General features: G+C 73.2%; 9 protein-coding genes and 1 pseudogene. 4 read left to right on the top strand and 6 right to left on the bottom strand.

Features of this window, described 5'->3' with window-relative positions:
- Positions 1-115: 115 nt before the first annotated feature.
- Both icmF and PSD17_RS03435 read right to left on the bottom strand, forming a co-directional pair.
- The gene (gene icmF / locus PSD17_RS03440) at positions 116-3,361 is read right to left on the bottom strand and encodes a fused isobutyryl-CoA mutase/GTPase IcmF (protein ID WP_339121478.1); all 3,246 of its coding nucleotides are present in this window, start codon (positions 3,359-3,361) and stop codon (positions 116-118) included.
- 111 nt (positions 3,362-3,472) lie between these two features.
- The gene (locus PSD17_RS03435; RefSeq protein WP_132975630.1) at positions 3,473-3,751 is read right to left on the bottom strand and encodes a hypothetical protein; all 279 of its coding nucleotides are present in this window, start codon (positions 3,749-3,751) and stop codon (positions 3,473-3,475) included.
- Between the two features lie 146 nt (positions 3,752-3,897).
- Here PSD17_RS03435 and PSD17_RS03430 point away from each other — a divergent pair, with 146 nt between their 5' ends.
- Positions 3,898-4,683 carry a maleylpyruvate isomerase family mycothiol-dependent enzyme gene (locus tag PSD17_RS03430; protein WP_013676478.1) on the top strand — a complete coding sequence of 262 codons (786 nt, stop codon included), beginning with the start codon at positions 3,898-3,900 and terminating at the stop codon, positions 4,681-4,683.
- 21 nt (positions 4,684-4,704) lie between these two features.
- Here the strand turns inward: PSD17_RS03430 and PSD17_RS03425 are convergent, their stop codons facing one another.
- The gene (locus PSD17_RS03425) at positions 4,705-6,141 is read right to left on the bottom strand and encodes an MFS transporter (protein ID WP_339121475.1); all 1,437 of its coding nucleotides are present in this window, start codon (positions 6,139-6,141) and stop codon (positions 4,705-4,707) included.
- Positions 6,142-6,251: 110 nt separating this feature from the next.
- On the opposite strand from PSD17_RS03425, the gene PSD17_RS03420 reads away from it, so the two are divergent.
- A complete protein-coding gene (locus PSD17_RS03420) occupies positions 6,252-6,965 on the top strand; it encodes a TetR/AcrR family transcriptional regulator (RefSeq protein ID WP_013676476.1) in 714 nt (237 codons plus the stop codon).
- Between the two features lie 49 nt (positions 6,966-7,014).
- Here the strand turns inward: PSD17_RS03420 and PSD17_RS03415 are convergent, their stop codons facing one another.
- The 3 genes from PSD17_RS03415 to PSD17_RS03405 are packed head-to-tail and all read right to left on the bottom strand — an operon-like array spanning position 7,015 to position 10,400.
- Complete coding sequence (locus PSD17_RS03415; RefSeq protein WP_013676475.1) at positions 7,015-7,587, bottom strand: GNAT family N-acetyltransferase; 573 nt, start codon at positions 7,585-7,587, stop codon at positions 7,015-7,017.
- A complete protein-coding gene (locus PSD17_RS03410; protein ID WP_013676474.1) occupies positions 7,584-9,362 on the bottom strand; it encodes an alkaline phosphatase D family protein in 1,779 nt (592 codons plus the stop codon). The genes PSD17_RS03415 and PSD17_RS03410 overlap by 4 nt, the downstream gene beginning before the upstream one ends.
- Positions 9,363-9,371: 9 nt before the next feature.
- On the bottom strand, positions 9,372-10,400 hold the full coding sequence (locus PSD17_RS03405) for an ROK family protein (protein WP_013676473.1): 1,029 nt from the start codon (positions 10,398-10,400) through the stop codon (positions 9,372-9,374).
- A gap of 83 nt (positions 10,401-10,483) precedes the next feature.
- Between PSD17_RS03405 and PSD17_RS35285 the strand changes: the two are divergent.
- Positions 10,484-10,924 (top strand): annotated as a pseudogene (locus PSD17_RS35285) (hypothetical protein); the annotation flags it as partial.
- 996 nt (positions 10,925-11,920) lie between these two features.
- Complete coding sequence (locus PSD17_RS03395; protein WP_013676471.1) at positions 11,921-12,295, top strand: hypothetical protein; 375 nt, start codon at positions 11,921-11,923, stop codon at positions 12,293-12,295.
- Positions 12,296-12,309: the final 14 nt, after the last annotated feature.

Genomic DNA, 12,309 nt, shown 5'->3' with positions numbered 1-12,309 from the left:
GGACCGATCACACTCATCACCCCAGCTCGACAGGGTGTTGCGACGAGCCCTTGAATCCACCGGCGCGGGACGACGGTGAGGTTGCGCGCGGTCGGTGGGCCGAGGCGCGGACGGCTCACATGTTGCGCCGGTACTGCCCGCCGACCTCGAAGAACGCCTCGGTGAGCTGGCCGAGCGAGCAGACCCGGGCGGCCTTCATCAGCTCGTCGAAGACGTTGCCCTCACCGGTCGCGACGTCCTGCAGCGCCCGCAGCGCAGCGGGGGCGCTGCCGGCGTGCCGGGACTGGAAGTCGGCGAGCCGGTCGAGCTGGCTCTGCTTCTCCGCCTCCGTGCCGCGGGCCAGCTCGATCTCGGTGGGCGGCTCGTCGGACTCGGGCTTGAGGAAGGTGTTCACGCCGATGATCGGCAGCGTGCCGTCGTGCTTGCGGTGCTCGTAGAGCATCGACTCGTCCTGGATCTTGCCGCGCTGGTAGCCGGTCTCCATGGCGCCGAGCACCCCGCCGCGGGCGGCGATGGCGTCGAACTCCCGCAGGACGGCCTCCTCGACGAGGTCGGTCAGCTCGTCGACGATGAACGACCCCTGCAGGGGGTTCTCGTTCATCGACAGGCCCCACTCGCGGTTGATGATCAGCTGGATCGCCATCGCGCGGCGCACCGACTCCTCCGTCGGCGTCGTCACGGCCTCGTCGTAGGCGTTGGTGTGCAACGAGTTCGCGTTGTCGTAGAGCGCGCACAGGGCCTGCAGCGTCGTGCGGATGTCGTTGAAGTTCATCTCCTGGGCGTGCAGGGACCGGCCCGAGGTCTGCACGTGGTACTTGAGCTTCTGCGAGCGCTCGTTGGCGCCGTAGCGCTCGCGCATCGCGACCGCCCAGATGCGCCGCGCCACCCGGCCGATCACCGTGTACTCGGCGTCCATCCCGTTGGAGAAGAAGAACGACAGGTTGGGCGCGAAGTCGTCGATGTCCATGCCGCGCGCCAGGTAGCTCTCGACGAACGTGAAGCCGTTGGCGAGGGTGAACGCGAGCTGGCTGATGGGGTTCGCCCCGGCCTCGGCGATGTGGTAGCCGGAGATCGAGACGGAGTAGAAGTTCCGGACCTTGTGCCGGATGAACCACTCCTGGATGTCGGCCATCATCCGCAGCGAGAACTCGGTGGAGAAGATGCAGGTGTTCTGGCCCTGGTCCTCCTTGAGGATGTCGGCCTGCACCGTGCCGCGGACGTTGGCGTAGGCGAACGCGGCGAGCTGCTCGCGCTCCGCCTCGTCGGGCTCGCGGCCCTCCTCCTCGCGGAACTTCTCGATCTGCTGGTCGACGGCGGTGTTGAGGAAGAACGCCAGGATCGTCGGCGCGGGGCCGTTGATCGTCATCGACACCGAGGTCGTCGGCGAGCAGAGGTCGAAGCCGTCGTAGAGGACCTTCATGTCCTCGAGCGTCGCGATCGAGACGCCCGACGTGCCGACCTTGCCGTAGATGTCGGGCCGGGTCGCGGGGTCGCGCCCGTAGAGGGTCACCGAGTCGAACGCCGTCGACAGCCGCTTGGCCTCGGAGTCCTGCGACAGGTACTTGAACCGGCGGTTGGTGCGGAACGCGTCGCCCTCGCCCGCGAACATCCGCGCCGGGTCCTCGCCCTCGCGCTTGAACGCGAACACGCCGGCGGTGAACGGGAACCGGCCGGGCAGGTTCTCCTTGCGCAGGAACCGCAGCCGCTCGCCCGCGTCGGTGTAGGGCGGCAGCGCGACGCGCCGGACCTTGTTGCCCGACAGGGTCTCGCGGGTCAGCTGCGTGCGCAGCTCGCGGTCGCGGACCTTCACGACGAGCTCGTCGCCCGAGTAGTCCTCGATCATCTGGTCCCAGCCCGCGAGCAGCTCCGCGGACTCGGCGGACACCGTCTTGCCGACGGTCTCGAGCAGGCCGTCGATGGCGGCGACGTCGGCGTCGGCGCTCTCCAGCTCGGCGCGGGCGGCCTTCAGGTGCTCGTGACGGCGGACCGCAGCGGTCTGCTCCCCGGTCTCGTCGTGGTAGCCGCGGACGGTGTCGGCGATGTCGGCGAGGTAGCGCACCTTGTCGGGCGGGATGACCGCGGCGTGCAGCTGCGAGACCTTCCCCTCGACGGCGGGCAGCCTGCCTTCGCCGACGGTCAGCCCGTCGCCGCGCAGCAGCTCGACGAGGTGCCGGTAGAGCGCGGTGACCCCGGTGTCGTTGAACGTCGCGGCGCTGGTGCCGTAGACCGGCATGTCCTCCCAGCTCGCGCCGAACTCCTCGCGGTTGCGCACGAGCTGGCGGCCCACGTCGCGGCGCGCGTCCTCCGCGCCCTGCCGCTCGAACTTGTTGATGGCCACGACGTCGGCGAAGTCGAGCATGTCGATCTTCTCCAGCTGTGACGCGGCGCCGAACTCCGGCGTCATCACGTACAGCGAGCGGTCGACGAACGGCACGATCCCCGCGTCGCCCTGACCGATGCCCGGGGTCTCGACGATCACGAGGTCGAACCCGGCGGCCTTCAGCACGGCGATGACGTCGTCGAGGCGCTCGGGCAGGTTGCCGTCGCCGGCGCTGGAACCACCCCGCGTGGCGAGCGAGCGGAAGAACACCTGCTCGCCGGTGAGGCTGTTCATCCGGATGCGGTCACCGAGCAGCGCGCCGCCACCCTTGCGCCGCGTCGGGTCGACGGCCAGCACCGCGATGCGGAGCTTGTCCTCCTGGTCGACGCGGAAGCGGCGGACGAGCTCGTCGGTCAGGCTCGACTTGCCGGAGCCGCCGGTGCCGGTGATGCCCAGGACCGGGACCGGCCGCTCGGTGGCACGCACCCGGTCGAGCACGTCGGCGGGCAGGGCCCCGCTCTCCGCGAGGGTCAGCGCGCGGGCGAGCGTGGCGTGCTCACCGGCGAAGACGCCGTCGTAGGAGGTCGGTGGCGTCGCGGTCAGGTCGACGTCGCACTCGCGGATCATCAGGTTGATCATCCCGGGCAGGCCCATCCGCTGGCCGTCCTCGGGGGAGAAGATGCGCGAGACGCCGCGCGAGTGCAGCAGCTCGATCTCGTCGTGGACGATGACGCCGCCCCCGCCGCCGTAGACCTTGACGTGGCCGGCGCCGCGCTCGCGCAGCAGCTCGACGAGGTAGCTGAAGTACTCGACGTGTCCGCCCTGGTACGAGCTGATGGCGACGCCCTGCACGTCCTCCTGGATCGCGGCGGCGACGACCTCGTCGACGGACCTGTTGTGTCCGAGGTGGATCACCTCCGCACCCTGCCGCTGCAGGATGCGCCGCATGATGTTGATGGCCGCGTCGTGGCCGTCGAACAGGCTCGCGGCCGTCACGAAGCGGACCGGGTTGGTGGGGACGTGGAGAGCGTCCGACGTCATTGAAGGTCCTCCCGATGCCTGTCACCGACCGATTTAGTTTGACATCCTAGTATCGGACGTACAACAGAGCGGGAGCGACGTCACGCCGCCCCCGCGGGACGCGGTCGGCGCTCAGGCGGCGCGGCGCTCGGGAACGGGGAGGACGTCGACGGGCTCCGGGGCCGGCCGGTCGATCGGCTCCGCGGCGGTGACGGACTCGCTCCGGTGCACCAGCTTCGGCAGCGTCGCCGCCGCGATGCCGACCAGGGCGAGGGCCAGACCGGAGCCGATGATCGGGACGAGGCCCGCCCCGGGGAAAGCGGCGGCCAGCAGGAAGGCCACCGGGGGCCACCACAGTAGGGCCCGGAACACGCCGGGCGGCGTCCAGTCCTGAGCCCTGCGGTCAGCCATGGCTTCGATCTACCCCGGACGACGGGCGATCATGCACGCCCTGACCGGTTCGGGTCGAGCGGTCGTCCGCGTCGCGGTGGGCATCTCGCACCGACTCCGTCGCAATGGCGCGATTCCGGCGCCCCGAGCCGCTAGCGTCGCGACCCATGACCGGTATCGACGCCCTCGGTGTCACGCCTGCTGAGATCGTCCCCGTTCTCTTCGCCGAGAACGTGCTCTTCGCCGACCTCGTGCGCGACGCAGATCCCGAGCTGCCCGTGCCCACGTGCCCGGGCTGGACGATGCGCACCCTCGGCACCCACGTCGCCCGCGGTGACCGGTGGGCGGCCGCGATCGTCGCGACGCGCGCGACCGAACCCGTCGACCCGCGCACCGTCGCCGACGGCCGGGCGCCCAAGCCCGTCGACGAGTTCGGTGCGTGGATGCGCGGCGGGGTCGCCGCACTCGCCGAGGCGGTCGACAGCGTCGGCCCCGACACCCCGGTCTGGACGTTCACCGGGCCGAAGCCGGCGGCGTGGTGGTTGCGCCGCCGGCTGCACGAGCAGACCGTCCACCGGGCCGACGCCGCGCTGGCCACGGGCGGGAGCTTCGACATCGACCCCGCGATCGCCGCCGACGGCCTGTCGGAGTGGCTCGACCTGCTCGTCGCCCGCACCCAGCGGGAGGAGCCGGTGCTCGGCGAGGGCCGGACGATCCACCTGCACTCCCACGACGCCGACGGTCTCGGGTCGGCCGGCGAGTGGGTGATCCGGCCGCACGGCACCGCGATCTCCTGGGAGCACGGGCACGAGAAGGCGACCGTCGCGGTGCGGGGTTCTGTCGCCGACCTGTTCATCGCGATGCTGGGCCGTATCGACCCCTCCGATCCGCGGCTCGAGGTGCTCGGCGAGCGGACGGTGTTCGAGTCGTTCCTGGCGGCGACCCCGTTCTGAGCCCGCGGCGGGCGCCGACCGCTATGCCGGCTGTTCCTCGCGGGCCCGTCTCGGCAGGAGGGCGGCGAGCGCGGCGACCGCGAGGACCATCCCGGCGGTCACCCAGAGCACGACGTCGAACGCCGTCGCCATGCCCTGGGCGCCTGTTCCCGAGAAGAACACCGTGCCCAGGACGGCGACGCCGATCGCCGAGCCCAGCTGCTGGTCGGCGTTGAGCACGCCCGAGGCCGAGCCGACCATCGGCAGCGTCACGCCTGCCAGGACGATGTCGAAGAACGGCGCGATGAACAGGCCCATCCCGACGCCGCTCACGAGCAGTGCCGGGGCGAGCTCCCAGCCCGCCGTCCGCGGCGCGACGTGCGAGGTCAGCACGATCCCGGCGATGCCGAGCGCCATGACGACGGCGCCCGCCTGCAGGACCGGTCGACCGTAGCGGCGGCCCAGCCACGCGCCGGAGAGCGTCGCGCCGACCGCGACGCCCAGCGCCCACGGTGCCAGCGTGAGGCCGGCACGCAGCGGGCTGAACCCGAGCCCGAGCTGTAGGTGCAGGCCCAGTACCAGGAAGAGCCCCGCCATCCCGCCGAAGAACACCAGGCCGACCAGCATGCCGCCGGAGAACGCGCGGGAGGCGAACAGCGCGGGTTCGACGAGCGGTGACCGGCCGGCTCGCGCGCGGCGGACCTGGTGCCACGCGAAGACGCCGAGCACCGGGACGGCCGCGGCCATCATCGCGAACGTCCAGCCCGGCCAGCCCAGCTCGCGGCCCTGGACCAGCGGGAAGACCAGGAGGAGCAGCCCGGTCGTCACCAGGATGGTGCCGACGGGGTCCGGCCTGGCGGTGCGTTCGCCGCGCGACTCCGGCAGCACCCGCAGTGCGAGGGCGAGGCAGGCCAGCCCGATCGGCACGTTGACCAGGAAGACGGTGCGCCAGCCCGCCCCGCCCGGGTCCCACGCGATCAGCGCGCCGGCGAGGATCGGGCCGCCGACCGCCGACAGGCCCATCGCCGGGCCGAAGGCGCCGAACGCGGCACCGAGCTCCCGTGGCGGGAAGGCGGACTTGATGATGCCGAAGCCCTGCGGGATGAGGATCGCGCCGGACAGGCCCTGCAGGACCCGGCAGGTGATCAGGAGCCCGGGCGTCGGGGCGAGCCCGCACAGCGCCGAGAACAGGACGAAGCCGACGAGTCCGACGAGGAAGATCCGCCTGCGGCCGTAGAGGTCGCCGAGCCGGCCGCCGGTGACGAGCCCGACGGCGTAGGCGAGCGTGTAGCCCGCGGCGATCCACTGGATGGTCGTGTCGTCGCCGCCGAGCTCGTGCTGGATCGACGGGGCCGCGATACCGACGACCGTCGCGTCGAGCAGGTCCATGATCTCGGCGACCAGGACGGCCACGAGAGCGAGCCGGCGGAGCGGATGTCCCGTCGTGACGGGCGGCGGCGACGTGGTCGGGATGGTCATGGAGGCCTCGCTTCGAACGGTGTTCGTTGACGAACAGCGTTCTACCTGCGAACACTGTTCGAGTCAAGAACACTGTTCGTCGATCCGCGTGGGCGGCTACGCTGCCCGCCATGAGCACGGCCCCCGTAGTGCCCGAGCCGCCCTGGCGCACCCCGCGCAAGGACCCCGCGGTCCGCCGGTCCCTCAGCCGGGAGGCGATCGTCCGGGCCGCGCTGACGGTGCTGAAGACCGAGGGCATCGACGCGGTGAGCATGCGGCGTGTCGCCACCGAGCTCGGGACGGGCGCGGCGTCGCTCTACGCGCACGTCGCGAACAAGGACGAGCTGCTCGCGCTGGTGTTCGACGAGGTCGCGGGCGAGGTCACGCTTCCGGAGCCGGACGGCGCACGGTGGCAGGAGCAGGTCACCGAGCTGTGGACGGAGTCGCGCGCCGTGATGGCCCGCAACGGCGACATCGCCCGCGTGGCGATCGGTGCCGTGCCGCTCGGGCCGAACTCGCTGAGGCTGGCCGAGACGACGACGGCGATCCTGCGGGCCGGCGGGGTGCCGCCGCGCCCGGCGGCGTGGGCGGTCGACGTGATCGGGATGTTCGTCGCGGCGTCGGCCATCGAGTCCGCGCAGCACGAACGGGCCGGGGTCGACCAGGAGGCGTACTACAGCCAGGTCGCGTCGTACTTCCGGAGCTTGCCCGCCGAGCTGTTCCCCGTGCTCGCGTCCCTCGCGCGCGAGCTGACCAGCGGCGACGCCGACGAGCGCTTCGCGTTCGGGCTGCGGCTGCTGGTCGGCGGTCTCGCAGCCGAGGCGGACGCCGCGACGCGGTCGTGAGCGGCGTAGCGCCCGGAGGCACAGCACCGGCCAGGGCCGGTGACGCCACTCAGAGGCTCAGGAAGTCCTCGCGGAGCAGGTCCATCAGCAGGCCGTCGTGCCAGGTGCCGTCGGCGCCGCGCTCGTACCGGCGCATGATCCCGACCCGCCGGAACCCGACGCGCTCGTAGCTGCGGATCGCCCGCTCGTTCGTCGCGGCGGGGTCGATGACGATGCGGTGGTGGTCGCGGCGGGTGAACAGGTGGCGGACGAGCGTGCGCAGGGCGTCGGCGCCCAGGCCCTTGCCGTGGGCGTCGGGGTGCAGCGCGATGTCGACGCCCGCGTGCCGGTAGTCGGGGTCGTCCTCCTCGTGGAAGATCACCAGCCCGATGACCTCGCCCGCCAGCTCGACGGCGTAGCCGTGCGGCCCGAGCAGCTCACGGCGCACGCGTTCCAGGTCGTAGCCGCCCCACCAGCGGGCGACCTCGGGGTGCTGGAGGATCTCGATGAACGCGGCCACGTGCCGGGCGCTGGTCGGGCGCAGGACGACGACCTGGCCGGCCAGTGCGTCGGTGCCAGCCACGTCGGGGGCGGGCGCACCCCGCAGCGGGGCGGCGGTGCTGGGAGAGTGTCCTGCCGTCATCGGGTGCGAGCTCCTCGGCCTGGGTCCGTCGGATCTGGGTCCGCCGGGTCTGGGTGTGTCGGGTCTGGGCGTGCCGGGTCCACCTGTGTCGGAGCCGGGCGTGTCGGCTCGGAGTGTCCCTGTTCGGGCTCGGCGGACCGCGGCGCGGTGAGGGTGTGCCGGGCCGCCTCGCGCAGCGAGGCCGCGCCGGTCGGCTGCTCGAAGACGACGTCGGCGCGGCGGCCGTCGACGTCCAGCCAGGCGATGGTGTTGCCGAAGTAGGGTCCGCCGAGCTTGTCCCAGGTCACCGGCGGCGGCGGGGTGCCCTTGCGGGTCGCCCACGCGCGTGCGGCCCGGGTGGCGGCGCCGCTCCAGCCGAGCCGGAAGCCCGCGCGGACGTAGGGCGGGACGTGGTTGTGCACCGGGGAACAGGTCAGCTGGTGCACGGCCGTGCCCTCCTCGGCGTCCTCGACCTGCGCGCGGGCGGCGTAGCTGTGGTGCACGTCGCCGGAGAGCACGGAGATCGACACGGGCGCGGCGTCGCCGGCCCGTGGGCGCGTCGCGGCCGCGACCAGCCGTGCCAGGCGGTCGAACGAGTCCCGGAACGCCTGCCAGTGCTCGAGGTCCGCGGCCTGCCGGATCCGCTCGCCGAGCCGGCCGCGCAGCCCCGGACGGGCGGCGGCGGCCTCGTTGACCGACTCCAGGTCGCCGATCGCCGGCGGCAGCAGCCACGGGACGGACGTCGCCAGCAGCAGATGGTCGACCTCGCCCGGGTCGAGCGTGCGCTCCTCGACCCAGCCGAACTCACGGTCGCCGAGCATGAGGTGCCTGCCGTCGTCGAGCACCCTGCCGTTGCGGGAGTCGAGGACGACCAGGCGCGTGCGCCCCAGCTGCCAGCGGTAGGAGAACCGCAGGCCCTTGGAGCCGTCGACCTCCCGGTCGGCGCGGTCGGCGAGGTCGGCCAGCAGCGGCCAGGTGTCGCCGTCGTGCCCGCTGACCGCCGCCCAGTCGGGGTCCGCGGCGAGCTCGTCCGGGGAGAGGTTGCCGAGATGCTGGTAGACCCAGTACGACGACAACGCCGCCCGGATCCGCTCGGCCCACCACGGCTTCTCGGCCATCTGGGCGCGCCAGGCGGCGGAGGTGTTCCAGTCGTCGCGGACGTCGTGGTCGTCGAAGATCATCGCGGTGGGGACCGTCGACATGATCCAGCGGATCTCGGGGTCGGCCCAGGAGTCGCGGTAGAGCCCGACGTACTCGGAGAAGTCGACGATCTCGTCGTCGGGCCAGTCGGGGTGCTCCGCGCGACGGCCGGCGATCCGGCGCACGGTCTGCGGGGTCAGCTCGTCGGCGTAGACCTGGTCGCCGAGCAGCAGCAGGGCGTCGGGCCACTGGGACGACGGGAGCCGTGCCATCCGCGCGGCGTAGGCGTCGAGCGCGTCGATGCCGTAGGTGGCGGCGTCCCGCGGGTCGGCGAGCTTCACGTACCGGCAGGAGCCGAACAGGATGCGGTGCCGCCCGGCCGATCGCGGTCCGCGGGTCGCGATGCTGCTCGGCGGGAAGGGCGAGGACGCGGGCGGCCAGACGTGCTCGCCGTCGAGCAGCACGTCGTACTCGGTGCGGGTGTCCGGCGGGAGCCCGGTGACGACGACCAGCGCGTAGTGGTGCCCCGCCACCTCGAACGTGCGTGCGGTGCTGCCCAGGACCTCGACCTGCGCGGGGACGTCGGTCTGGACCCACACCGTCGCGGAGGACTCGTCGACGTGGCGCAGCACGGGACCCAGGACCAGTGACGGCACGACGTCAACCTAACGGGTGGCGCGCTCCGGCGGGACGGCGTGGACCCTGCGGTCCTCCGCGTGCTCGAGCCCGAGCAGCCCCGCGCCGACGACGCCGGCGTCGGTGCCGAAGGTGCCCACCCGCACCGGGACGACGGGCCGCGCCTCCGTGGCGTAGGCGTGCTCGCGGTAGGCGGCGCGGGCGGGGTCGAGCAGCAGGTCGCCGGTCGCGACCAGGCCGCCGCCGATGACGACGGCCTCGATCTCGAAGATGTTGGCCAGCGACGCGATCCCGATCCCGAGCCAGCGCCCCAGCCGGGTGAACAGGTCCAGCGCGGTCGGGTCACCCAGCTCCGTGGCGCGTGTGACGGTGTGCCCGGTGACGACGCCGTCCTCCTCCTCGCGGCCGAGCCGGGCGATCACGCCGGCCGGCTCGGCCGCCGCGGCCTCGCGACCCATCCGGGTCAGCGCCGTGCCCGACGCGACGGCCTCCAGGCAGCCGCGGTTGCCGCAGCCGCAGCGGGGACCGTCGGGTGCGACGATGATGTGCCCCAGCTCGCCGCCGCGCCCGGACGGTCCGCGGTAGATGACCCCGCCCAGGACGAGCCCACCTCCGACGCCGGTGCCGACGGTCAGGAACACCATCTCGGAGTAGCGGTCCCGGCCGAGGCGGGCCTCGGCGAGCGCGGCGACGTTGGCGTCGTTGTCGACGGTCGCGGGCAGCCCGGTGGCCTCCTCCAGCTCGGCCCGGACCTGCCAGTCGCGGTAGGAGTTGTTGGGCGCCCACCGGATCAGCCCGGCCGGCCACTCGACGATCCCGGCCGCTCCCACCCCGACGGCGACGACCTCCGGGTGCTGCGCGTGCAGCTGCTGGGTGATGCCGAGCAGGATCTTCGTCATCGTCGTGCCGTCGGACGTCTCGGGGGTGCGTTCGGAGACCTCGGCGAGCAGGGTCCCGTCGTCGGCGACGACGGCGCCGCGGATGTTGGTCCCCCCGATGTCGAGGCCGATCGCGCGGCGCCCGGACGGAGCGCGGTGTCCACTCGTCACACCGCGCATCATCGCCTACTTCGGATGTGTTTGCGTCCGCGGCGGGTGGGGAAGGTGCGGGCATGCCGGTCCTGCGACGTGTAGCCCGACCCATGCTCGCCGCCGTGTTCATCAACGGTGGCATCGCCGCACTGCGCGCGCCCGAGGGCCACGCGCAGGCGGCACAACCCGTTCTCGATGCGGCCGCCCCCGCCCTCGACCCGGTGCTGGACAAGGCCGTCGAGGTCACGCCGATCGACCGCCGGCCCGACGCCGAGATGCTCGTGAAGGTGGATGCGGTCGTGAAGATCGCCGCCGGATCGCTGCTCGCGCTCGGCAAGGCGCCACGCCTCGCGTCGGCGGCGCTCGCCGCGAGCGTGGTCCCGACGACGCTCGCCGCACACCGCTTCTGGGAGGTCGAGGACCCGCAGGAGCGCCAGGCGCAGCAGATCCACTTCCTCAAGAACGTCGGCCTGCTCGGCGGACTGCTCATCGCGGCCGCCGACACCCACGGCAAGCCGTCGGTCGCGTGGCGGGGCAGGCGGGCGGCCCACCTCGCCGCGACCGCCGCCGGGGAGCGGGTCGACGCCGTCACCGGTGTGGCGCACGACGTCTCCGACCGTGTCTCCGGCGTCGCGCACGACGCGGGCGGCGCCGTCGCGAGCGTCGCCGCCGGGCTGGCAGGTCTCGTGCCGAGCGCCGCGTCGGCCCGGTCGGGCCACCCGTCGGCCCACCCGTCGGCCCAGTTGTCGGCACGGACGTCGGCGCTGGCGGAGAAGGCCGCGGAGGCCGGTGCGGCGCTGGCCGAGAGGGCCACGGCCGTGAGCGCGGTCGTCGCCGATCGGGCGCCGGAGGTCGGCGCCGCCGTCGCCGAGCGGGCGACCAAGGCGGGTGCCGTGCTCGCGGAACGGGCACCCGAGGTCGGGGCGGTGCTGGCCGAGCGGGCCACGAAGGTCGGCGCCACGCTGGCCGACCGCGCCCCCGACGTCCGCGACACCGTCCTGGCCCGCGCCGCCGAGCTCAGTGACGACCTCGCCAGGCACTCCGCCGAGGCGAGCAGGCGGGCCGCCCGGTTGCAGCGCCGTGCCGACAAGCACGGTGCGCGGCTGCAGGAGCTCGTCGACAAGCGGGGGGCGAAGTGGCAGCAGCTGCTCGCCGAGCGCGGTGACGAGCTGGGCAAGCGTGGCAAGAAGTGGCGCAAGGCAGCCGAGAAGCGCCGGGCGGCGTGGGAGAAGGAGGCACTGAAGGCGGCGGCCAAGGCGCGCAAGAAGGCCCCCGGCTACGTCGACCAGCTCGCGGTCCTCGCCACGGAGGCCGCCGAGCAGGCGTCGAAGCTGCGCGGCGACCTCGCCTCGCGCGCGGCCGAACTCGGGGCCGCGGCCGCGAAGGCCGCCGACGGCGCCGCCGAGGACACCCGCAAGCGGCTGGCCAAGGTCGGCTGACCCGGGACGACGCACGGGGCCCGGACACCCCACGGTGTCCGGGCCCCTCCGTGCCCGCCCCTGGGGGCGTCGACCATGGTGTACGCCGATGGACGATGATGTACGTCCATGAGCGGCGAGACCTGGACCAGCGACCAGTGTGCGCAGGCGTGGGGCGTGAAGACCTCGACCTGGCTGGCCTACGTCTCCCGGGGCCAGGCACCGCGGCCGCTCGACACGGACGGCCGGCGCAAGTTGTGGGACGCCGACGAGGTCCGCTCGTGGCCTCGGCCGGGGGTGGGCCGCAGCCGGGCCGGTGCCGGCCCGGAGGCCGAGGCCCTGCTCGCGGAGATGGCCGAGGTCGCCGACGCCATCGACGAGCTGCGCGCCCGGCAGCGCGAGCTGCTCTGCGCCGGCCGCCGGCAGGGCCTGGAGATCCGGTCGATGGCCCGGGCGTCGCGCATCTCGCCGCAGACCGCCTACGGCTGGCTCGACGGCTGTTAGCACTCGCAAGATCG

The organism is Pseudonocardia sp. D17 (assembly GCF_036984265.1).
Lineage (GTDB): Bacteria > Actinomycetota > Actinomycetes > Mycobacteriales > Pseudonocardiaceae > Pseudonocardia > Pseudonocardia benzenivorans.
Note: the sequence above shows the minus strand (reverse complement) of the source record. Positions and strands in the feature narration are given on the sequence as shown.

Excerpts from the sequence above, each read along its gene's own strand:
- icmF (WP_339121478.1), bottom strand. The coding sequence starts at position 3,361 with ATGACGTCGGACGCTCTCCACGTCCCCACCAACCCGGTCCGCTTCGTG.
- PSD17_RS03435 (WP_132975630.1), bottom strand. The coding sequence starts at position 3,751 with ATGGCTGACCGCAGGGCTCAGGACTGGACGCCGCCCGGCGTGTTCCGG.
- PSD17_RS03430 (WP_013676478.1), top strand. The coding sequence starts at position 3,898 with ATGACCGGTATCGACGCCCTCGGTGTCACGCCTGCTGAGATCGTCCCC.
- PSD17_RS03425 (WP_339121475.1), bottom strand. The coding sequence starts at position 6,141 with ATGACCATCCCGACCACGTCGCCGCCGCCCGTCACGACGGGACATCCG.
- PSD17_RS03420 (WP_013676476.1), top strand. The coding sequence starts at position 6,252 with ATGAGCACGGCCCCCGTAGTGCCCGAGCCGCCCTGGCGCACCCCGCGC.
- PSD17_RS03415 (WP_013676475.1), bottom strand. The coding sequence starts at position 7,587 with ATGACGGCAGGACACTCTCCCAGCACCGCCGCCCCGCTGCGGGGTGCG.
- PSD17_RS03405 (WP_013676473.1), bottom strand. The coding sequence starts at position 10,400 with ATGCGCGGTGTGACGAGTGGACACCGCGCTCCGTCCGGGCGCCGCGCG.
- PSD17_RS03395 (WP_013676471.1), top strand. The coding sequence starts at position 11,921 with ATGAGCGGCGAGACCTGGACCAGCGACCAGTGTGCGCAGGCGTGGGGC.